The organism is Candidatus Hydrogenedentota bacterium (assembly GCA_012730045.1).
Taxonomy (GTDB): domain Bacteria; phylum Hydrogenedentota; class Hydrogenedentia; order Hydrogenedentales; family CAITNO01; genus JAAYBR01.
The window spans coordinates 61,992-85,258 of sequence record JAAYBR010000002.1 but is presented as its reverse complement, the minus strand read 5'-3'; the positions used below and the strand labels follow the sequence as shown (position 1 = coordinate 85,258).

The following is a 23,267-nucleotide window of genomic DNA, read 5'->3' as shown; positions in this document are numbered from 1 at the left end:
GCTTGTGGGACTGGCGGGGTTCCTGGTGGCACGCGCACCGGGCGTTCTATCCCAGGACGCCCGGCGGGCGGAACCCATGCGGGTCGCCTTTGCGGGGAGCGACGCGGCTCTGGCGGGCCTGGTCTCGGCCAGCCTCGCGCCCGGCCAGATTGACTGCCTCCTCCCGCCCTACCAGGTGAGCGTTGAGCTGAGCGTGTCGCCGAACCCCGTGACACCCGGCGGCAGTTTTCAGCTGCTCGCCCGGGCGTTCTCACTGCCCAGCCGCATCCCCGTCCGCATTGAGCGCGCGCGCTACTGGTATGTCAAGGAGGACGTGGACCTCTACCGCGCCTGGTTTGCCGACCGGACCGAGCCCAAGCCCAACCCCAACGCCAACGCCGTGAACCAGACCCCCGCAGGCACCGTCGCCGACCTGCCCACCGTGACGGGGAGCATCGCCAACGGCGGCGACTACGATGTGATCGTTGAGGCGGTCATCATCATGCCCGACAGCACGACCCAGATATGCCGCGTGGACCTCGTGGAGGCCATCACCGTCGCGGAGGTCGCCACGGCGGACTTCACCGCGGAGGAGTACATCACCGACGCCGCCGGCCTGGTTCCGCTGAACGACTGGGTGCCCCTTTTCGGATTCACCCTCAAGTGGAGCAACGAGAATGAGCCCGCGCCCCGCGCCCTGACACGCCTGAGTTTCCGCCTGAAGAGAGACCCGGTCTCCATGACAGACCGCGGCTACATCAACAACATCTCCCCCCAGGAGAGCGACTATCTGATTTTCTCCGTCCATCAGGTCTTCAACCTGGACGGCGACGGCCTGCCTTCCGGGGACAACGTGCAGGTGGGTTTGCCGGACATTCCCGAGGTGGTGGCCTATTCCGAACCCCTGTATGAATGGGACAGCCACGGCTGGCCGTACGACATGCCGGCCTTTAGCGGAAACACCGTCGCCCCCAACGGGCTCAAGTACAACATCAACGACAACGTCTACAACCTCAGCTTCATTTACGACAGCACGGACCCGGACTTCCCGGTGGCCGTCAACAATCCGGGCAGCGAAATTTTCGGGTCCACGGCGCCCGGCCCCTTCCGCCCCGAGGGCGAGTGGATCACGACCTCGCCGACGGGCAACAACTATGTCGTGGCCGTGCGGCTGTCGTCCGCCTGGCAGACCGGCACCTCCCTCAGCATGGAGTTGACCAACGTTTGCATGCAGCCGTATTACGTTGACCTCACCACGGGCGAGGTGCGGATGCAGACGATGCCCCTGGACGATGAAGGGGTTCCGATGGACACCTTCTCCCCGGACTTCTTCAAGGGGGAAACCCTGGCGCCCGAGGAGGCGTACTCGTCGAGTTTCGGCGTGTTCGACGTGCGCGGCGGCGTCCTTCCCATGCGCTACAACAGCTGGAACGACCAGCCTTCGCTCTACACCCCCCTGGAGCAGTTTGTGCGCCCGCGCTGGGACCTGGCCACGGCCTCCCTGCAGGCCCTCATCGGCGAGGCGGTGGACATGCGCCAGCTCTTCTCCGTGGAGTCCTGGGTGCCCCTGCTGGGCATAGACGCCCACGGCCTGCCGGGCGTCGGCGGAATCCCCCAGCCCACGTCGCTGCACATGGCCATCACGGACGTGGGCGGCGACCCCTTCGGCCCCCCCGGCAACGGCGGCCTCGGCGACCCGAGCGAGAGGCTGGAAAAATTCACGACCGTGGGCAGGGTGGACGCGGAGAACGCCACCGGCGAGGACTTCGCGTACAACGGCCTCTGGCTGTGGCACGACACCAACGGCAACGGCCAGTTTGACCCCCCGGCGCCCCGCGGCACGCTCGGCATCCAGTTCACCGACTACCCCATGTATCCGTATCTTCCGGGCACGTTTGGCGAGACCCAGCCCATACTTCCCGGCATGCAGCAGTGGGGCTACGAGCCCTTCCCGCCGGGCGGCGGCGACCCGTGGTGGACCATCGGGCTCGGATTCTCCGGCGGCCGCCGGCGCAACCCCGGCGACACGCCCACGGGCGCCATGGAGGGGACGCCGGACGCCATTGCGAACTACAACCTCCTCATGAACTATCCGCCCAAAATGGATTACTTCGTGGTGATGCGCGCCGACAGCGGTTTCCGCGACGTGTCGGGCGTGGAGGGCGACGGCGTCGGGATGAAACTGGGCGCCGACACCCGCTGTTTCGTGCAGCCACGCCGGTGGAACCCCAAGGGCACCGAGGGGGGCTCCTGGGACGGCGGCATTCTCTTCAACATCCAGTACAAGGTGATGGCCGAATACCTGGCCGGCATCACGATTAACGGCACGCCAATTAATCCGTGGCCGGACAAGGCCCGGGAGAAGCTCACGGTCGGCGAGACGTTTGGCGTGTTGTGGCAGAACGCCGCCGCGAACGACCTCGTCTGCGATCCCTCCGACTTCCCGTGCTCCTACGTGATCAAGCGCGAGTACGGGTGGTGGACCGAGCGCAGCCACAACCGGGACACGGTCAAGGCGGTGCGCTGCGGCGCCGAGGTGCACGATCTCGTGCTGACCTACGCCACGGACAACCGCTGGGCCAAGGTGACCCCCGCCATGGCGGGCCAGTCCCTGGACGCGTTCGACTTTTTCGGTTATATTGACCCGGTCACCGGGTTAGCGCGTCAAATTTTTTTGGATGCCGAATGGAACGGCCGCACCGCCATCTCCCTGTGGACCGATCCGGCGTTCTTTAACACCGACGACATTGACGTCCCCGGTTATGAATACTATCCGTCGGGCCCCCCCCGGTACATCTGGGACGCTTTCCAGGCGAAGGACCTCGTCGATTTCTACGGAATGGGCGAGCTGCGTTTCTTCCACCGGCACAACCCGTTCATGTTCCCCGACTATTTCGACTCCTTCCGGGGCGCGGGCGAGTGGCTCATGACCCACTACGCCTTTGAGACGGTGCCCTTCAAGCTGGAGGGGGACGGTCTGGATGAGGAGCTGGCCGAGCCGCGGTCCACCTTCTGGCCCGATCCGCCGTCCCAGCCCACGCTTCCGCGCTACTCCACCTGGGCCGGGTACCAGGGCGGCCAGACGATCATTAATTGGGGCGACACCAGCCTCTGTTACCTGGCCAGCGAGGGCGCCCAGGCCAACGTGCCGTACAACCTCACCGGCGCCAGCGGGGCGGAGGCCACCTACGCCGACGACGTCTATGTGTTCGTCGTGAACGGCCCGCACCTCGGCCCCCTCGCGGGGGACCTCGCGGGAAAATGGCTGGTGGACAACTACGGCGGCCGGTACTACATCCTCAGCAACAGCGGAAACTCGCTCACCCTGCGCGAGGGCCACGGCGCTTATCTTGACCGCTCGCAGGCCCCCGTCGATCTGAGTGTTCCGGACTACCCCTACGGTGTCGGCGTGGGCATCGGCAACGCCGTTTCACGCGGTCGCTGGATGATCGTGGAGGACACCCTTCCCCGGAGCGTGTATCCGCGGCTGGAGGACTGGCGGCCCGAGCGGCTGCTGAACGCCTCCAACGCGTGGGCGGCCCGCCTGCTCAAGCAGTACATCGGCGTGGACACCCTGCCCACGGCCATGCTCGGGTTCAACCTGGCCGGCACCGACGACCCCGCAGTCAACGCCTACAGCCCCATCAGCCTCAGCAACGCCACGGTCGCGTTCTGGGGCCCCGACTTCACGCCCGGCCAGCTCTCCGGCCTGGACGTGGACGGCGCCCTCTTCACCTCCGGCGTCCTGCTCTACGAGGACAGCAACAACAACGGTGTCTTCGACGGCCCCTTCCTCACGAGCGGGGTGACCTCCCCGTCGTTCACCGACCGGATCGTGCCGCTGGCGGAGGGCAGCCTGTCGTGGGCGCAGGCCCCGGAGGTCATAGACCTCGACGACGACTACCTGCCGGACGACCTCAGCGGCGACGGTGTCGTGTTTGACGGCGATCCGCTGGTGCCCGCCGACGTCGCGCGGCTCAGCGCGGCGGAGCTTGCGGCGTGGGACGGCCTGTCCGACCGCGCCTGGGTGCTCACGCTGATCCCGCGCACAAAGTGGGATGTCCCCTACAAGGACACCGAGACCGGAGTGAGCCTCTACAAGTCCGCCGGGGACCGCGCCAAGGATGCTGCGGACTGGCCGGACTACTGGCTTGACGCCCCCTCCTTCGTGGACTTGGCGTTGAAGGCCGCCGACGAGAAGGCCCTCAATATCGCCGCGGGCAGCCCGGGCGCCGACCTGTTCGTGGTCGTGCGGACCAGCCAGCAGGCCAAGGCCTTCATGGAGTTCCGCGCCGTGGTGCCGGCCAACCTGCCCACGCGCACGCCCGACGCCCGCAAGCTCGCGGGGCTGCAGATGATGCCGCGCGCCTACGACGTGGTGGACACCATGACCAAGCACAACATCGAGGAAAGCCCGCTGCAGGACTATTACGGGCACGACATGCTGCCCGTCAACGTGCGCACGCTGGTCTTTGACACGTCCACGGGCTCCATCCAGCCCGGCGGCGCGGAGTCGGCCGTGCTCGGCCTGGACTGCTCGGTGAACCGGCCGGAGAACATCGTGGCGCGCGGCCAGGGTACGGGCGCGCAGACCACCGCCTCCAGCTTCATCCCGACGGAGGCCGACATCACCGGCGCCAACGCGTCCTATTACGCCTCCGGGGCCTGGACCGCCAACGCGGTCGGGCTGTACCTTATCGGCCTTTCGCAGGGGAGCCACCCGCGCGTCGAGGCCTATGAGATCACCGCGGTCGGCGGGCGCACCCTCACGCTGCGCGCCGGCGCCCCGCGCACCGACGGGGCCTGGTACGTTGTCAAGGACCCGAGCTTCCTCGAGCAGCTTGTGGTCGAGTTCTACGACGTCGCGCGCACCGGCGCCTTCAACCTGGTGAGCGACCTCGTGCCCCTGGACCATGAGGACCCGATCAACGGGCTCTTCAGCGGCGTTTCGGTTTACCGCGACAACGACTTCCACCCCGGCAACCGCAACGGCGTGTATGACCCGCCGGTCCGCGACGCCCAGGGGAATGTCACGGAGTACATTGACCTTCCGGTCCGCCTCGACAACCCGCCCGTGCTGATCGGCGCGGTCGGCGGCGAGCCCGAGTACCAGGTCAAGATGACCTTCGCCTCCCCCGGCACGGACAGCTTCATCGGCCGCGACGCGACCCCCTACGTCTCGCAGCCGCGCAACCGCCAGTGGGTGCCCATGACCCCCGGCGCCGCGCCCACAGACGCGGACTTCGGCCCCGACTTCTTCGTCGTGGTGCGCGCCGCCACGGCCATGAACCAGGGCGACCAGTTCCAGGCCGCCATCGTGTCCTGGGGCCCGAACACCCCCACCGAGCCCGACCCGGACAACTTCACGGTCAGCCTGGCCTCGCCGCCCCTTCCCGGGCAGAACGCCGATGAGTTTGACCTCTTCTCCGAGTTCCCCTGGGGAAGCCGCGCCGTCGGGTACATCACCCTCTTCCAGCGGCCGCGGCCCGTGCGCTACTGGGGCTTCGACAAGGACAAGATGAGCGTGATTCCGCGGACCGATGTGGACCGCAGCCAGGACGGCCCCGACTTCGCCGCCCTGCGCAACTGGATCCGCACCAACACCCCGGTGGCCAACCTCACCCAGACGGTCACGGCGACCACGCCGGCAACCCTGGACTTCACCGGCACCCCGCGCCGGCAGATCGTCAACGGCAGCGTGGCCTTCACGCTGATCGGGGCAAACCAGGCCGCCAGCGTGGCGTGGAGCTTCGGCGACGGGCAGGCCTCGAACGAGATCAACCCCGTCCACATCTACACCGCGACGGGCTTCTACACCGTGTCGGTCGCGGTGACCAACCAGTACGGCGTGACGACCACGGTCACCAAGACCGAGTACATCGAGATACTGGCCACGCCGTATGTGGACTTCTCGGCGACGCCGACGCGCGGCAACATCACGCCCGCGAACCCCGTGCCCGCCCTGGCGGTGACCTTCACGGACCTCTCCGTGGGCGACAGCTGTTTCGCGCCCGTGGGCTGGTACTGGAACTTCGGCGACGGCCAGTCGTCCACCGAGCGCAACCCCGTGCACCGCTACACCGCGCCCGGCATCTACGACGTGGTTCTGACGGTGACTTACCGTGACAACTGCAACGGCGGCGCGCTGGTCACCCGCCAGTTCACCCGGGAGAACTACATCGAGGTGCTCGAGTGCATCGGGTGCGGCACTGAGGGCGAGGGTGAAGGGGAAGGCGAGGGGGAGGGCGAGGGCGAGGGTGAGGGCCAGACGGACGAGCCGACGGCCGACATCTCCTTCTCCACCCTGGTCGCGGACCGGGAGTCCGTGCTGCCCCTCTCCGACTGGGTGCCCCTCTTCCGGTTCACCATGAGCTACGGGGAAAGCGAGGAGGAGAACGACAACTTCGCGCCGCGCAAGCTGAAGTCCCTGACGTACTGGGTTCGCCCGGACAGCCGGAACAACGACGACCTGAATTACCTCAACATGGGCGCGCCCTATTTCACGGACCTGCTCGAGTTCGGCCTGTTCATCGAGAACAAGGCCGGTGAGGAGGCCGAGGAGGTGCTTGGTCCGCTCAACGGCATCCTTGACTCCCAATACGACGAGCTGATGTTCACCTGGGACAATCTGGGCGCCCCCGTGGGCGAAATCACCGGGCTCCAGCAGTACTCCGGCATCGTCTACGAGCTCGACTTTATCGGCAACGGAACGGCGGCGCGTCCGCAGTTTGACGTGCCTGCAGGCGAGGTAAACGAGGACTTCCGGCCGGACGGCAACTCGTACATCGTGGCCGTGCGCTCCTCCGCCACCTGGCGCAGCCAGCTCACCATGGGCGTCGAGGTGCTGGACGCGGTGATGGTTGACCCGCGCACGGGAACCTACCCGGTGGACGAGGAGGGGCTGCCCACCGACAGTTACTCCCCGAACTTCTGGGATGGCGAGATTCTGGAGGACAAGCAGTTTTACAGCTCTTCCTTCACGGTCTACGACTATGTGGGTTCCCCCTCCGGGCGGCAGGCCCCCATTTTCCATGACGCCTGGAGTCACCCGAATTTCCTGTACACCCCCATGGCGGAGTATTCCCGTCCGCGTTGGAACAAGCCGGACCAGCTTCTTGACGTGGTGGCGGGCGAGTTTCTCCAGATGCGCAAGCTCCTGGGCGTGGACTCCTGGTCGTCCGTCCTCGGGATCAACGCTCACTCCACCAACTCGGTGCATTTCGCCGACACGGAGATTACACGCGACATTTCCGAGAAAAACGCGGCGCAGCTCCGCGAGGTCAACGTCATCCTGACCGACATCGGCGGCGACCCCTACGGTGCGCCCGGCAACGGCGGCTTCGACCCGCGGACGGGTCTGGAGGACATCACCGAACAGCTTTGGGGGCTTCCGCTCTACAACGAGGAGGTGTTCGGCCGCGAGCTGACCTACAACGGCACCTGGGTGTGGCACGACACCAACAACAACGGTGTCTTTGACGCGCCCACGCCGAATGCCATCGGCGGGCTCACGTTCGCCGGCGATTACCCGATGCTCGCGAACGCCTCCTCCAGCGTGGAGCTCATGCCGACTTGGGAGTACATCCCGCTGCCGCCGGGAGGCGGAGACCCGTGGTGGAAGATTTCCCTGCGCCTGTGGGGCGGCACCCGCAAGCTCGGCAACTACGGCGCCTATGACAAGGGATTTACAGAGGGATTTCTCGAGAAGACCCCGGACAACTACGCCGAAGGCCCCATGGGCAATTTCGGCGCCGAGGCGTCCCCGGACTACTTTGTGGTGGTGCGTACCGACAGCGGCTTCCGCGACATTTCCCTCGCCCCGGGGGACGGCCAGGGCATCACCTACGGCGCGGATTTCCGGGCCTTCATCGAGCCGCGGCGCTTCAACCCCGAGTCCGGCAACTGGGAGGGCGGTGTGTTTGTGGACAGCATGATCCCCGCGCAGGGGGTCAAGCTCGGCGCGACGGCGCTCTACCCGTGGCAGAATGACCCGCGCTGGGGCGAATATGAGCCCTGGTGGCCGCAGCGCACCTTCAACCAGGCAACGGCCAAGCCTATCCGCGTGGGCGTGGACGTGCATGACCTGGTCATCACCTACGAGTCCGACTCGCCCTACCGCAACCAGACGGACCTCTTCTACATCCCGAGCGTGGACGTGTACAACCCGGGCAACGTGGACCTGGACAACGTGACCCTGGGCGGCTACACGGACATCGGTGTGGGCATGCTCAGCGGCTTCGACCAGTGGCTCGACCCCTTCGGTCTGGAGCAGATCAAGTTCGAGAACGGCCACACGGTGGACGTGCGCGACTGGCGTCTCTTTGGCGCGCGCGTGGTGGACTTCGGCCTCTTCCAGGTCAACTTCCTCTACGATGACACCGGACGCTGGGGGCAGTTCGCCTACGAGACGGTGCCGTTCTTCAGTCCGCTGTCCACCCTTGGTGACGCGCCGCCTGTCGGGCCGCGTTCCTCGGCATACCCCGTGCCGCCGCAGCAGCCCGCGCTGCCCCGCTACAGCACCTGGAGCGCCGAGCTGCTCCCCGGCGAGTATCCGCGGGCCAGCCAGTGGCGGTCCGCCAACGCGGGCGCGCGTCTGCTCGCCCAGAAAGTGGACGGCAACAGCGCGCATATGCCCATGCTGGGTATGAACCTGGTCGCATCCTCCGACCCGATTGTCACCTCGACCGGCGAGCCGGTGGCCGTCAGCCAGATCACGGTTGCCTTCTGGGGACCGGACTTTACCCCGGCGATGCTCCGGACGCTTGACCCGGACACCAACGACAACCAGAGCTTGGATTCCGGCGTGCTGTTGTGGGAGGACGCCGACCAGAACGGCATCTTCCTCAACACGCAGGACTTGAACAACTACGCCGGCAGCGGCGCCGCGCTTCCCCTGCTTGACAGGATTGTCCCCGTGACCAACGTCAAGTGGGCGTCCCAGCCCGAACTGGTGGACCTCGACGGGGACGGCCGTGCGGACGACATGGACGGCAACGGCATCGTGGACGACGCCGACCGGGCCTGGGTGCTCACGCTGTATCCCAGGAGCAACTGGACGGTGCCGCGCCTGGACGGGTACGAGTTCGACTTCGAGATTCCCAACGACAACAAGGCGGCGGGGGCGGGCCCCGTCTCCACCGCGCTCCAGGTGAACGGGGTGCAGCAGGCGGCCCCCGGCGCGAAGGCCCTCGATCCCGAGGTGCTCCAGCCCGGCGACGACCTGTTCATCTCGATCAGCACCTCGGACAGCGTGGCGCGCTTCTCGAAGATTCGCGCCGTCATCCCCGCCAACCTGCCCACGCGGCCCGACAACCAGCGCCGCGGCGGCATCCAGTTCTTCCCCTCGGTCAACACCAGCGGCACGGCCTTCGTCAAGTCGAGCCCCGACGAGGACCCGGTCCAGGACTTCTACGGGCATGACATGCTGGAAGTCAACGTCCCGGTCCGCATGGTGGACCTTACCAACCGCAACGCCAAGCTGAACATCGGCGGCGAGGCCGTTCCCGTGCTCGGGCTCGACCTGGCCACGAACCGCCCTGGCGACATCCTTGCTGCGGGCAACGGCGGCATCGGTCTCGTGTCCGGGTACCGCGTGCCCTCGGCGGCGTGGGTGCCGGGCGCCCTTGCCGGCGACTGGCTGGTGGACTCGGGGTACGAGACCTACGAGATTCTCGGAAACTCCGCGAACGAGCTGACGCTGCGCGCGGGGACGCCGCGCAACGGCGCCTGGCGCGTCGTGCGCGATCCGTCGTTCCTCGAGGAGCTGACCGTCGAGCTGTACCAGAACGGCGCCAACGCCATCTTCAACCCGCTGACCGACCTGCTTCCCCTGAGCAGGGACCAGCGGATCAGCGGCGTGGCCCTCTACCGGGACAACGACAACCATCCCGAGAACCGCAACGGGTACTTCGACCCCGGCATTGACATCCCGATCCAGCTCGACGGGCCGCCGCGTTTCACCGGGCAGACCGCCGACGACATCCAGGTCCGGTTCGTCTTCTCGACCCCGGGCACGGATGACCAGCCGCTGCCGCGCGAGCAGCAGTCGCGGAACCGCCAGTGGATTCAGCCGACCTTCGGCGTCTCCATCAACGACCTGGACTACGGCCCTGATTTCTTCGTCGTGGTCCGCGCGGCCCAGGGCATGCAGGAGGGCGACAGCTTCCGCGCCGGCATCGTCTCGTGGGGTCCGAACACCCCGACAGAGCCCGATCCCGACACGTGGGCCAACCTCCCCGGCGAGGACCGCAACGACTTCCGCAAGTTCCGCGAGTTCCAGTGGGCGCAGCGCGGCCTCGGGTTCGTGACCTTCTTCCGCACGCCGCCCGCCTATTACTGGATGGACGGCGCCAAGGCGGGGGTCCGCCCGGACAGCAGCGGCTTCAACTGGATCCGGTCCCACACGATGAAGAAGCAGCTTTCCGGCGTGCTCGAGGCGCGGGCGCGCGTGGTGGGCCCGACCACCATCGCCATTGACTCGGTGTCGCAGGCCGAGCTGCCCTCGCAGACGCTGCCCGGCGAGCCGTTCCGCTTCGTGATCTACGGCCAGAACTTCGGCACGCGGCCCGTGGTGGTCATGAGCGGCTACGACGTCGTCGTGACCGGCGCCACGAACACCACCATCAGCCTGTCCGTCAGCTCGCGGTCCGACGATCCGCCCGTGGAGCCCATCGTGCTCCTCGTCCGGAACACGGCCACTGGGCAGGAGGTCAGCCGTTCGGACCTCTTCTCGCTGTCGCCCGGAACGCCCGAGCGCAGCCCGAAGGTGCTGCGCGTTGACCCGAAGCGCGCCTCGCGCAAGAAGTTCCCCGTCACCCTGTACGGCGAGGACCTTGGCGATGTGCAGTCGGCGCAGGTCTACTTCGGGAAGACGCTCATGCCCGTCATCGGCGGATCGCCCGACGGCACCCGCCTCGTGGTCGGGTTCCCCGTCGGCGGCATGGCCCAGACCGGAAAAATGGATGTCAAGGTGGGCAACGCCGCCAAGAACAAGGAGGACATCCTTGTGGACGGCTTTGAGTACGTCAACGACGACAACAGAAACAAGTTCCTCGGCTATATCGGATGCGCCCCCGGAACGGCTTCGGGGACGTCCTGGGCCGATGCGGCGGTGATGCTGGCCGCGGCCGGTCTGCTCGCACTGGCGGGCCGGCGGCGCCGGGCCGCGGGCCGCGGGTGACGCGCCGGGGACGTCTTGCGAGAGGTTGTGGCTTCCGGCGCGGCGCGCCGCCCGGAAAATGGAAAGGAACAGGTACGGTGAGCAAAGGCAGACAGATAGCCCTCCTGGCGGGGTGTTGCGCGCTGGCCGCGCTGGCGGTCGCGCCAAACGCGGCGGCCTTCTTTCCGGTCGGCGGGTTTAACCAGTTCGGGCAGGTCCGGTATGCCGTGTGGCCCGCCCAGGACTTCGACACGAACAACAACGGCGTGATCGAGCCGGGCGAGGGCCTGGAGATCCGCTACGAGGGAGGCCCCCGGGGCTTCACCGCCGACGAGGTCGAACGGATGAAGGCGGGGTTCCAGGTGTGGGCCGACGTGCCCAGCAGCTATGCCTCCTTCCGTTTCGTCGGCCCCATTGAGGACCCGATCGTCCCCGGATACACCACCCCCGACTATCTGCCCACGGTGTTCATGCAGGTGACCAGCGTTCCCGACGGGTCCAGCAACATTGAGCCGGACGATGTCGGTTTTATCCTCCCGGAGGTGGAGGCCCTGGCCGGACTGGTGCTCACGCTCTACGCCATCACCGACGTGCCCATCACCAGCGGCGGGTCCGTTGTCACTGTGCCCGCCGGGAACATCCTGGACTCGGACATCATCGTGAACGCGTCCGTGCACCGGTCGGCGAGCGCGCTGTCCAGCATTGGCGCCCTTGATCTGACCGCCTCCATCGTCACCGCCTCCGGCCTCATGCTCGGCCTGGGTCTGACCCCCCTTAACAACGTGGGCCCCGTTGATGCGGACGCCCTGGGAATCCCCACTGAGTCGCCCGTGCTTCAGTTCACCGGTCCCGACGGCGTTGCCCGCATGGTCGGCGCGACGCCCAGCATGTTCTCCATGCTTTTCCTGACCGAGGATCTGTCGGGCACGCAGACCTTCGGATCCAAGGACCTCGCCCCGGACGACATCTCCGGCGTTTCCTGGCTCTACCCGCGGGAGGATGGACAGGAGAACTTCTTCCTGGTGTCGCAGGAGGCGCGGACCCACACGCGCCGGGGCACGGGCATCCCGTCCTCCCCCGTTTCCGGGGCGCACATCGTGGCCTGGGCCGATGTCAGCAACGGCGGCAACGGGCAGCGGATTCCGCTGTTCAGCACCATGAGCGGCCTCTACACGCTCTACACCAACACCAACCTCGTCGGGAAGTTTTACCTGCCGGGCATGTGGAAGCAGCTGGAGATCCCCTCCGGCGCCGGCGCCATGTTCGAGCCGACCTATGTGATGACCATGAATCCCCTGACCGGTGGCGGGGTCGAGCGGCAGGCCCCCGCGGGCATGACCGCCGGCTCCTGTGACACCCTTCAGGGAAGTCTTCCCGTCAGTTTCACGACCAACGTCCGCGCTGAGACGGAGTTCGCCAGCAACTACCCCTCGGAGGTCTTCAACGAGGACGGCAACATCTACGGCATTGAGAACAACGCCGCGGGCACGCCCCTCGTGTGGGACTTCAGGAAGAACAAGGTGGTGAGCCAGATATCCGGGAAGACGCTTCCCTCCATGCTGCCGCTCAACCGGCCCATGTTCGGCGATCCGAACGATGTCTGCCCCATGAACGTTCTGGACGGCATCGGCGGCACCGGCGGCATTGACACGGGCAACATTGACGTGACCACCGTGCTGTCCTCCAAGCGCCTGCGCGCCTTCCGCGACGGGTTCCTGATGAAGTCGGCCGCGGGCACCGCGCTCGTGGACCTGTATTACACGGCGGCGCCGGCCGTGGCGCGGATGCTCGTCCGCAACCCGTCGGCACTGGAGGCCTTCCGCCGGACCGCGGCGGCAACGGAGTGGGTTATGGCGCACTGGATGCTCCTGGCGGGGCTGGCTCTTGCGGGGGCTGCGTGGTCCCGCGTCCGTCTGCTGAAGGCCCGGAAAGCGGCCGCGCTGGCGCTTGCGGGTGCCGTGCTCCTGTTCGGTTTCGGCGCGGGGGCGCAGATGCTTCCCATCTCCGCCGCCGACTTCACGGCGAACGTCTCGGACATCTTCGTCGGCAAGGTTCTCTCCACCCAGGCCCGCTGGTACCCCCCCACCAGCGCCCCGCCCAGCACGCGCATCTTCACCGATGTTGTCGTGGAGGTGAGCCGGGTGGAGAAGGGCGACATCAATGTGGGTTCCCAGGTCTCCTTCTCCGTCATTGGCGGCCAGATGGACGGGTTCGTCATGTCCGCCAGCGGGATCCCCAAGTTCACCGCCGGTGAGGAGGCCGTCTTCTACATGGTCCGCCGCGACCGGGGCCTGGTCCTTTACGGCGGCGACCGGGGAAAGCAGGTGATCACCCCCGCGCCGGCGCCGGCGGAGGAGGAAGAGGAAGAGGCGGCGGAAGAGAAATCCGAGAAGAAGTCGGCGGACGCGAAGGTTGTCCAGGTGACGGACCCGTTCCTGAAAGCCGCGCTGGACATCTCTGCCCCGGCGAAGGCCGCCGACGCGGACGCGGCGCCCGACGCCGGTCTGGTGCCCACCGCAGTGCCCCTGGAGCAGTACCTGACGGCTGTCCGAAAGCTGGTCAGGGAAGGGCAGCGCGCCTCCGCCGGCAAGTGAGCCCCGTCCCAACATCGCATGACAAGCCAGGCCCCTTCGGTGACCGCCGGAGGGGCCTGCGTTTCAAGGGATGTCCCTGAATCCGGAGTTGCCCCCCATGAACCACCGAGAGCGCGCCCTGGCGGTGCTGAATTATCAGCCCCATGACCGTATGCCCGTCGTCCATTTCGGCTTCTGGGGGGAAACCCTCCAGAAATGGGTGGACGAGGGCCGCCTCACCGCGGCGGACGCGGAGGGCCATGCCGACGGGAACGCCGCGGACCGGCGGCTCTGCGGCATTCTAGGGTTCGACTTCAACTGGGCCTCCCACTTTTCCCCCAATGCCAACCTGATGCCGGAATTCGAGCCGCGCATTCTGGAGGAGTTCCCGGACGGGTCGCGCAAAGCCCTCAATCCGCAGGGGGTGGTCATCCTGGAGAAGCCGGGAACCCGCTCCATCCCGATGGAATTCGACCACACCCTGAAGACCCGCGCCGACTGGGAGGAACACTACCGCCACCGGTTCCAGTGGCACCCGGACCGCGTGCTGAAGTCCTGGGTCACCACGGACGCGGGGGAGCGTGTCCGCTTCGACGCGGGCGGGCTCGACTGGCTGCGCCGGCCCGGGCGTGAATACGCCTACGGCCTTTTCTGCGGCAGCCTCTACGGATACGTGCGCGACATCATCGGCGCGCAGAGCACCCTTTTCGCCGAGGACATGGACCTCTTCGTGGAGATCATAGACACCATCGCCGAGCTGTCCTACCAGAACACCAGGTTTGCGCTGGAGCAGGGGGCGCTCTTCGACTTCGGGCATTTCTGGGAGGACATCTGCTTCAAGAACGGCCCCCTCATCATTCCGTCCCTGTTCGAGGACCTGGTCGGGCCGCACTACCGGCGGGTCACGGGGCTGCTGCGGGACCACGGCGTCTCCGTCATCTCCCTCGACTGCGACGGGTGCATAGACGCCCTCGTGCCGACGTGGATCAACAACGGGGTCAACACCATGTTCCCCGTCGAGGTGGGTACCTGGAACGCCAGCATCGCCCCGTGGCGCAAACAGTACGGAAGCGAACTGCGCGGGGTAGGCGGCATGAACAAGGTGGTCTTCAGCCACGACCGCGCCGCCGTGGACGCCGAGATCGAACGCCTGCGCCCCCTGGTGGACCTGGGCGGCTACATCCCCTGTCCGGACCACCGCATCGCCCCCGACGCGGAATACGACAACGTGCGGTACTACTGCGACCGCATGCGCCAGGTGTTCGGCTGACGCGCGTCCGGCGCGCTCAGCGGTCGCGCCCCAGCACGAACAGGGCGAGCTCCCGCAGGGCGGCGGCCCCCGGCCCGAACCCGTCCAGCGCCGCCACGGCCCCCGCCACGGCCTCCTCCGCCAGACGCCGTGAGGCCTCCAGTCCCGCCAGCGCCGGGTAGGTGGCCTTCGTGTGCGCCGCGTCCGCCCCGGTGCGCTTCCCCAGCGCCGCCGCGTCCCCCGTCACGTCCAGGATGTCGTCCGTGATCTGAAACGCGAGCCCCAGCCGCGCCCCATACTCCGCCAGCGCCGCCGTCCCCGCCGCGTCCGCCCCCCCGCAGAGCGCCCCGCAGCGCGCGGCGGCCCGGATCAGCGCGCCCGTTTTCAGCGCGTGGACCCGGCGCAGCTCGTCCAGCGTCAGGGCCTCCCCCTCGGCGTCCATGTCCAGCTGCTGGCCCCCCGCCATGCCGCAGATGCCGGCGGCCCGGGCCAGTTCCCGGACCACCTCCACGCTTTCCGTTTCCGAGGCCGTGTCAAAGGCCATGGTCAGCAGGGCGTCCCCCGCGAGGATGGCCGTGGCCTCCCCGTACACCTTGTGGCAGGTGGGCCGCCCGCGCCGCAGGTCGTCGTCGTCCATGGCGGGCAGGTCGTCGTGGATCAGGCTGTAGGTGTGGATCATCTCCAGGGCGCACGCGGCGGGCAGGGCGGGGACGTCCGCGCCGCACACCAGCTCGCACGCGCCCAGGGCCAGCGCCGGGCGCAGTCGTTTCCCGCCGGCGAAGAGACTGTGGCTCACGGCCTCCACCAGGCGCGGCGGCGCGCCCCGCCATCCGGCGACCACCCCCCGCAGCGCCTCATCGGTCCGCAGCGACTTCGCCCGCAGAAAATCCTCCGCCGCACTCAAAACAGGAGCTCCTTCTCCTCGTCGTCGCCGTCCCCCCCTTCTTCATCCCAGGGGGCGTCATCCTCCCCGGACGCGGTGTCCGCGGGCGGGGGCGCGTCGTCCCCGGCGAAGGGGACGGTCTCCAGTTCCCCCTCGCGGTTCTTAAGGAGGAGTTCAATCCGTTTTTCGGCGGACTTCAGCACCTCATCGCACTTCCGCGCGAGCCGGACCCCCTCCTCGAACTGCCGGAGCGACTCCTCCAGGGGCACACCCCCCTCCTCCAGCGCGGCCACGATGGACTCAAGCCGCTCCAGGTCCTTTTCAAACGAGTCTTCCGCACGCTTTCCCTTCGCCATGACACCAGTCTCCTTTAGTCTTGCCCCGGGCCGGAGGGCCCGGAGTGTTCCGTTCCTTTCGGGGCGGGGCGGACTTCTTCCACCGACACCTCCGCGGTGCCCGTTCCAAAACGCAGCTCCAAACGGTCCGAAACGGAAAGCGCCGCGGCCTCGCGCACGAGTTCGCGTTCCGGCAGCCGCCAGGCGAGGGCGTAGCCCCGCTCCAGAATGCCCAGCGGGCTCAGCGCGTTCAGGCGGCCCGCCGCCGCGCCCAGATCCCGGCGGGGCGCGGCTGTCAGCGCCTCGCCTCTTCGGAAAAGCAGGGCCGCCGCGGCCGTTCCGCGTTCCCGCATCCGGGCCAGCCGCTGCGCCGGCGACTGCAGCGCGAGGCCGTGGGCCGCCCGTTCGCGGCGCTGCGCGAGCAGCGCCACCCGCCCCGCCATTGCCCCCTCGAGCCGTTCCCGGAGGCTGTCGGCCTCCTGCCGCGCCTGGCGCAGCAGCTCATCGGGCCGCTGGAGAAGATAATGGCGCGCCGCGCGGTCCAGCCGCATCCGTGCCCCGTCCGCCCCCCGCCGGACGGCGCGCAGGGCGCGCTGGCGCGCCCCGGTCACCCGCTCCAGCAGCGCCGCCTGCTCCCGCACCACCAGCTCGGCCGCCGCGGAGGGCGTCGGCGCGCGCAGGTCCGCCGCGAAGTCGCACAGGGTGAAATCCGTCTCATGGCCCACGGCGGAGATGACCGGCGTGCGCGCCCCGTGCACCGCCCGCACCACCGCCTCCTCGTTGAACGGCCACAGATCCTCCAGCGAGCCGCCGCCGCGGCCCACGATCATCACGTCCACGCCGAAGGCGTCCAGCCGCCGGATGCCCTCGGCGATCTCCGCCGCCGCGCCGTCCCCCTGCACCCGCGCGGGGGCCAGCACGATGCGCACGCTGGCGAAACGGCGCCCGATCACGTTGAGCATGTCGCGGATCGCCGCGCCCGTGGGCGATGTCACAATGCCGATGGTGCGCGGCAGGAGGGGCAGGGGCTTCTTGAGGGCGGGGTCGAAAATGCCCTCGGCCTGCAGTCTCGCTTTCAGGCGCTCAAACTGGAGCTGGAGCGCCCCCAGTCCCCGCGGCTGCATGTCGGACACCACCAGCTGGTGGCGGCCCTGCCGCTCGTACACCGTGACCTGGCCCTGCGCCAGCACTTCCAGCCCGTTCTCCGGCTCGAACCGCGCCCGCGACAGCGTCCCCTTCCACATCACGGCGTCTATCTGCGCCTGCGCGTCCTTGAGGGTGAAATAGGCGTGGCCCGACGCGGCCACCCGCCAGTTGGAGATTTCCCCCGCCACCCACACCGCCCCGACCTCCCGCTCCAGGAGCAGCTTGATCCTGCGGGTCAGTTCGGTCACGGAAAGCGGTTTGTCGTCACGGGGGGCCATGGCGCGCATTTTACCCGAACGGCCCCGCGCGCGGCGAACCCGTTTGACTTGCGCGCCGCCGGTCTGTTCCAATGACGGGGCCCGCCCGGGGGCCAAGGAGTCCGCCTGCATTGGACACACACCCGCAATCGCCCGACTGGTGGCGCGCGCCCGCGCTGGCCGCGTGGATCCCCCTGTTCGCCGCCGGCCTTGCGCCGGACGCGGCCTTCGACCTTCTGCGGGAGGCGGGCCGGGTCTCCACCATCAATGCCCTCATCAACAATGCCTGGCTGGTCACCCTCGCCCTGTCCGCCTTCTTGGGAGTCTTCGTGGCCTTCCGATGCAGGGAGGGGGGGGACTCCGGGCCGGAGGCGGGGGACAAGGGGGTGCAGGCGGGGCTGCTCGGGCTCATCGCATTCATGCCCTTCCCCCTGGAGGAGCAGCGGGATCTGGTGCTGATCGCCTCGCCCGTGCTCCGCTGGTTAATTATGGGCACACTGGCGTCCAAGGGCATTCTCTGGCTCTATCTGGCCTTCCTGCTTCTCCGCTACTATCTCGGCGGCAACGCGGAGGTGTTTCGGCGGATGCCCACGTTTCTCTCCGGGGGACGGCGCGGCGCGCCCGCTGGGGACGCGAAATCCGAAACCAACGAGGCGATGATTTCCAGAAAAGGGGGGGATTCTTCCGCCGATGAAGGGCACTAGCCGGCCTTCGTGCCGGGATTCATTTGTGTAATCCAGATTACAAATAAGGCGCACGGGCATCCGTAGAAGGTGTCATGCCCGCCCGGAGACAATGGGTCGTTTTTCGCCTCTGCATCCATGCATCCACTTGTAGAGAAAAGACTTATGGCGTCTCTAGTCCATCGGTTAACCCGGCCTCAATCCATTGCGTTCCCAAGGCATATGCGATACACTAGGGACGTGGCCCCGAAACAGCGGGGCAGCCGAGGTGTGGGTGAGTCAGTGGTTTTCGGGTTTGTCCTGATTATCGCTGTGGCATCCGGAGGGTGGGCAGGCAGTGTCCAGCCGGGTGCGGTTACAGTTGAAGAGTGGGAATGTCAGGTACCCCTTCTTCTTTCCGGAAGTGAGAACCAGGTGGCGGCCTTGGATTTCCATCTTGTCTTCGATCCGGCCGTGTTTGAGCCGGTCGCCGCAGAACCGGGACCGGCCGCCCTGCAGGCGGGCAAGGTGGTCACCGCCAACGCCGCAGAGCCGGGCAGGTTCATTGTGGTGGTCCTCGGCCTCAACCAGACAGCGTTGGAAGATGGTCTGGTTGCCGTGGTGCTGTTGCGGCGAATTGGAGGACAGGACGGGGGGGTGACCACGGTCGCGGTGCAGCAGCCCACACTGGCCTCGTGGGACGGCAAGGCGCTCCCCTCTGAGGGGGGGGCGGTTGCAGTGTCCCTGCCAGAACGGGAAGACACCGAAGAAGGGGAGGACACTCCGGAGGGTGAAACGCCCGAGGAGCCGCCCGTTCCCGCCGACCCGGAAGACAAACCGTCCAACGGAGTCCAACCGGGGCGGCTGACCACCCTGGCCGGGGAAGGCGTGGCGGCAGTGCCGGTTGCGCCCTCAGAAGGGCGGGAGGTCCCCGAGAAGGCCGCCGACGGCCCGGACGCCGGACCCGTTCCCACATCAGGCGCAGAAATGCGGGACGCCGTTGCCGCTCTAAGAGAGCAGGCGGGCGAAAGCCGCCTCGCGGGCGAAGGCGTTCCCGAAACCGGTCCGACGGTTGCCGCGGGAGACACTGCGGCGCGGGAAGACTTGGATATGGGGCGCGTGGAAGACGCGCCGCGCTCTTTGACAATTGAACGACGTGCTAACGGAGACACGGTCACACATACATTCTCCGGAGAAGCCGGGACACCGGCCACGGGCCGCGGGACACCCTCCCGCGGGATGCGCGGCGGCCTGATAGCAGGCGTGCTGGTGGCGGGTGCGGCGCTTCTTCTGGTGTTGCGTTTTCGCCTCTTTAGGTGAGAGAAAGAGTTTTGCCCCCAAGACAGAGGACGCAAGTCCTCTACCCGCCCTGACGCCAGTCAGGGCACGCACCTCACCCCGAGATGCCGGCCGCCCCCTGCCGGCATCTCCCGAATTCATTCACATGTATCTCCGCGTGTTCCCCTGCCGATTGGCGGGGATGGGTGCCGCGCGGAAGGCCGGAGCCCGGTTCCGGCTTGGACGGTTTATCCGTTCTCCTCTGTGATGCTCCGCCTCCCCGGCGGAGCAACGCACCTCACCGGGGATGCCGGCCGCCCCCTGCCGGCATCTCCACTGGTCTTATCCGTTCTCCTCTGTGACGCCCCGCCTCCCCGGCGGGGCAACGCACCTCACCGGGGATGTCGGCCGCCCCCTGCCGACATCTCCACTGGTCTTATCCGTTCTCCTCTGTGACGCTCCGCCTCCCCGGCGGAGCAACGCACCTCACCGGGGATGTCGGCCGCCCCCTGTCGGCATTCCCACTGGTCTTATCCGTTCTCCTCTGTGACGCCCCGCCTCCCCGGCGGGGCAACGCACCTCACCGGGGATGCCGGCCGCCCCCTGCCGGCATTCCCACTGGTCTTATCCGTTCTCCTCTGTGACGCCCCGCCTCCCCGGCGGGGCAACGCACCTCACCGGGGATGCCGGCCGCCCCCTGCCGGCATCTCCACTGGTCTTATCCGTTCTCCTCTGTGACGCCCCGCCTCCCCGGCGGGGCAACGCACCTTACCGGAGATGCCGGCCGCCCCCTGCCGGCATCTCACTAAAAACCTTCCAGCCCTTCGGCGACACCGCCGGAGGGCTTTTTTTTGTTCCGATTCGGTGAAGGGGGTGGGGAGGTCAGGGGAAGGCGGGGAGGGGGGACTCGTGCCAGGCATCGTCCCGGCGGGTGCAGCGGCTCACCTCGAACCCGGCAGGGGAGCAGCGGAGGACAGAGAACGCGCCCGCGTGCGCCGCGCTGCGCATGAAAAGCGGTTGCGTCGTGAGATGGAAGAGGACGGGGTGCTCCGGATCCCTGACCAGCGAGAACCGGTGCACATGTCCCGCGGCGCACAGGAGGGTCCGTCCCGTGGCGGCCAGGGCCGCCCGGAGTTCCCGGGCGCGGGGCAGCCGGTGGGACCATGCCTCCCGGTAGGCCTCCGTCTGCGGGAGCAGGGGATAGTGCCCCACCAGCAGCACGGGGCGGCCGGCGGGCGCGTCCGCGACCAGCGCCGCCGTCCGCTCGATGACCGCACGGTCCATGCGGCCGCGCGACGTGATGACGTTGGGCCCTGTTCCCGGATAGAAGACCACCGGCGCTCCCCGGGGCAGGAGGACCCGCGCGGGCAGCTCCGGTGCGGGCAGGTAGTCTCCCAGGAAACGCTCAAAGAGGCGGCGTCGGGCCGAGGAGAAGGTGTACACGTCATGGTTTCCGGGAATGACGAGGATTCGCGGTCCCAGGGAGGCCAGCCTGTCCAGAAACGCCCGCGCCGCGGCGAACTCCGCCTCCAGCGAGGTCGTTGTGAGGTCACCGCTGATGATGACCGTCCCGGCGCCCGTTGCCGCGATCTCCCGCGCGAAGATCTCCGCCAGGTCCGTCCGGAGGTGCCGGCGCCGCCGCAGGACCAGATTGGCCATGCCCAGGGCGCGCTTCCCCGCGAGCCGGGCGGGGTTCAGGGTCACGCGCCAGAAATGCGGATCCGTGGCGTGGACCACCCGGTCGCCGGACGCGTCCTCCGGGGTCATTATCTCAGCCATTTCGCCAGGGTGCCGGCTCCGGTGTCCCCGGCCGTCTCCGCGCCCAGCCAGGTCAGGGCGGGCGCCTCCGCCGTGTTGACGCCGGCCAGCAGGCACGGGCGCGGCGCGACCAGGGCCAGGGCCGTGCGGACATCGCCCACGCTGCGGATGCACGGGATGTAGTGGCGCGCCGCCCAGGCGTCGTCATCGTCCAGGGCGAACCCGTTCAGGTCGGCGAACACGCGCCCGACTGCGGGGTCCATCGCGGCCGCCAGCAGGCACCACAGGCCCGCGTCCTCCAGGCCGGCCGCGGCGGCCACATCGAGCCCCGCGGGCCCCCGCAGGAAGGCCGCGGCGGTCAGAATGTCCTGCACCCGCTCCGCCGTGTCCGTCGGCTTGAAGGTGTCCGGGAACTTGCCGGACTCCCCGCGCTCCTTCGGCGCGCCGTCGCCCTGCAGGAAAAGGTCGGCGCACAGCACCGCGGCCCCGCGCTTGAGGAGCGCGGCGGCCAGTTCTCCCGGCCCGCCGGTCTTGGGGTCAAGCAGGGCGGCCTTGCCGCTTCCGTGCGCCAGCAGCACCGCCTCGGCGGTCCCCGCGTTCTGCGGGAGGAAGAGCACCGCGCTCACCGCGTCGCCCTTTCCCGCGCGGCCCAGCACCCACCGCTCGGCGGTGAAGCCGCCGAGGGTTTCCGTGGCCGTCTTCTCACAGCGCAGGCCTTCAGGCGCGGGCGCTTCGGCGCCCGTCACGCCGGGAAGCACGAAGCCGTAGTCCCGCCGGAAGGCGTCCACGCCCGCCGTGTCCTTCGGGAGTACCGCCGCCCACTTCTCCTTCTGCATGGCGACGAGGTCTTCAATGATTTCCGCCCGCTGCTTCGCGTCCGGCAGCGGTCCCTCGCCCGGGAACACGCGCAGCGCCTCGTCGGGTTCCTTCTGATACGGGGGTTCGGTGAAATCCGACCAGTCGCGCCCGCCGATGAGGTGCTTCCCTAAGAACCGGTACACCGCCTCGCGGCTTGGCCGGTTGTAGTTGTGTTCGAAGTCGAGATGGACGTTCTCCACCTTGTCCTCCGCGCCGTACAGGGCGTAGACACTTCGGATGGCGGGGAACTCCACCTGCGGCGTGTTCTTGGTCCAGTCGCCGGTGGCGGAGACCATCATGAGGGGCCGGGGCGCGGCCAGCGCGCCGACCTCCATGTTCGAGTTTTCCAGGCGGATGAGCGGGGCGTTCTCGCAGAGGCATCCGCCCTGCATGATGGACGAGATCATATTGACCGGGGCCGCCGCCTTCACGCGCGGGTCAACGGCCGTCAGCGCGAAGGTCTGCGTGCCGCCGCCCGAGGCGCCCGTGCAGCCGATGCGGCCGGGGTCCACCTCCGGCAGGGACAGCACGAAGTCCACCGCGCGCAGGCTCGTGAGCAGCTGGAGGGCGAAGGGGTGGACGCCCCAGAGTTTCTCCTGGTCGCGGCCCCAGTTGTGGACGAACTGCCGGCTGTCCACATAGCCGATCATGTCGTAGGCGAACGCCACCGCGCCCATGCGCGCCAGGGTGATGCAGCGCGCGGGCACGGAACCCCGCTCAGAATCCTCCAGGCGCCCCTTTTCCCAGTGGCCGTGGGGGTTGACCACGGCGGGGAAGGGGCCGCCCCCCTTCGGGCGGTAGAGGTTTCCCGTGGCAAAGAAGCCGGGCCGCACCTCGAAGCACACCTTCTCCACGGTGTATTCGTCCCGCTCCACCCGGCCGGTGATCTTCGCGTTCAGCGGGGTCTCCGGCGGCATGGGCACCAGGCCCGAGGACAGCAGGATGCGCTTCCGCAGGCGGTCCGCAAAGGCCTCCCAGGCCGCCCTGTCCGCAAATTCCGTCATCTCAAACACCGTGTCCGTGTGCCGCGCCTCCGCGGCGCGCGCGTCCTCCGGGGCCCCCGGCGCCGAAAGGGCGCAGAAAATCGAAAGGCAGGTCGTCACCAGCACGGTCCGTCTCCTTGGTTGGGCC

The 23,267-nt window shown here is 68.1% G+C and carries 10 protein-coding genes; 5 read left to right on the top strand and 5 right to left on the bottom strand.

The window, feature by feature from the left end; translation table 11 throughout:
• The first annotated feature begins 76 nt into the window (after window positions 1-76).
• The 3 genes from GXY15_00565 to GXY15_00555 all read left to right on the top strand — a co-directional run bounded on the left by GXY15_00565 (window position 77) and on the right by GXY15_00555 (window position 14,980).
• Window positions 77-11,158 carry a PKD domain-containing protein gene (locus tag GXY15_00565; GenBank protein NLV39710.1) on the top strand — a complete coding sequence of 3,694 codons (11,082 nt, stop codon included), beginning with the start codon at window positions 77-79 and terminating at the stop codon, window positions 11,156-11,158.
• Between the two features lie 77 nt (window positions 11,159-11,235).
• On the top strand, window positions 11,236-13,731 hold the full coding sequence (locus GXY15_00560; GenBank protein NLV39709.1) for a hypothetical protein: 2,496 nt from the start codon (window positions 11,236-11,238) through the stop codon (window positions 13,729-13,731).
• 97 nt (window positions 13,732-13,828) lie between these two features.
• Window positions 13,829-14,980, top strand: coding sequence for a hypothetical protein (locus tag GXY15_00555; protein ID NLV39708.1), 1,152 nt, complete (start codon window positions 13,829-13,831; stop codon window positions 14,978-14,980).
• 16 nt (window positions 14,981-14,996) lie between these two features.
• Here GXY15_00555 and GXY15_00550 read toward each other — a convergent pair whose 3' ends face one another.
• Genes GXY15_00550 through GXY15_00540 form a run of 3 tightly spaced genes read right to left on the bottom strand, consistent with a single transcriptional unit; the run spans window position 14,997 to window position 17,601 of the window.
• On the bottom strand, window positions 14,997-15,863 hold the full coding sequence (locus GXY15_00550; GenBank protein ID NLV39707.1) for a polyprenyl synthetase family protein: 867 nt from the start codon (window positions 15,861-15,863) through the stop codon (window positions 14,997-14,999).
• Window positions 15,860-16,198 (bottom strand): exodeoxyribonuclease VII small subunit, encoded by a 339-nt coding sequence (locus tag GXY15_00545; protein NLV39706.1) that lies wholly within the window; start codon window positions 16,196-16,198, stop codon window positions 15,860-15,862. The genes GXY15_00550 and GXY15_00545 overlap by 4 nt, the downstream gene beginning before the upstream one ends.
• 14 nt (window positions 16,199-16,212) lie before the next feature.
• On the bottom strand, window positions 16,213-17,601 hold the full coding sequence (locus GXY15_00540) for an exodeoxyribonuclease VII large subunit (protein NLV39705.1): 1,389 nt from the start codon (window positions 17,599-17,601) through the stop codon (window positions 16,213-16,215).
• Window positions 17,602-17,711: 110 nt separating this feature from the next.
• Between GXY15_00540 and GXY15_00535 the strand changes: the two genes are divergently transcribed.
• Both GXY15_00535 and GXY15_00530 read left to right on the top strand, forming a co-directional pair.
• Window positions 17,712-18,284, top strand: coding sequence for a hypothetical protein (locus GXY15_00535; protein ID NLV39704.1), 573 nt, complete (start codon window positions 17,712-17,714; stop codon window positions 18,282-18,284).
• 393 nt (window positions 18,285-18,677) lie between these two features.
• Window positions 18,678-19,562 carry a hypothetical protein gene (locus GXY15_00530; GenBank protein NLV39703.1) on the top strand — a complete coding sequence of 295 codons (885 nt, stop codon included), beginning with the start codon at window positions 18,678-18,680 and terminating at the stop codon, window positions 19,560-19,562.
• A gap of 840 nt (window positions 19,563-20,402) precedes the next feature.
• On the opposite strand, the gene GXY15_00525 is transcribed toward GXY15_00530, so the two are convergent.
• Both GXY15_00525 and GXY15_00520 read right to left on the bottom strand, forming a co-directional pair.
• Window positions 20,403-21,299: a metallophosphoesterase gene (locus GXY15_00525; protein NLV39702.1), complete on the bottom strand. Its 897-nt coding sequence runs from the start codon at window positions 21,297-21,299 to the stop codon at window positions 20,403-20,405.
• Window positions 21,287-23,245, bottom strand: a complete 1,959-nt coding sequence (locus GXY15_00520; protein ID NLV39701.1) for a hypothetical protein — start codon at window positions 23,243-23,245, stop codon at window positions 21,287-21,289. The genes GXY15_00525 and GXY15_00520 overlap by 13 nt, the downstream gene beginning before the upstream one ends.
• Between the last annotated feature and the right edge of the window lie 22 nt (window positions 23,246-23,267).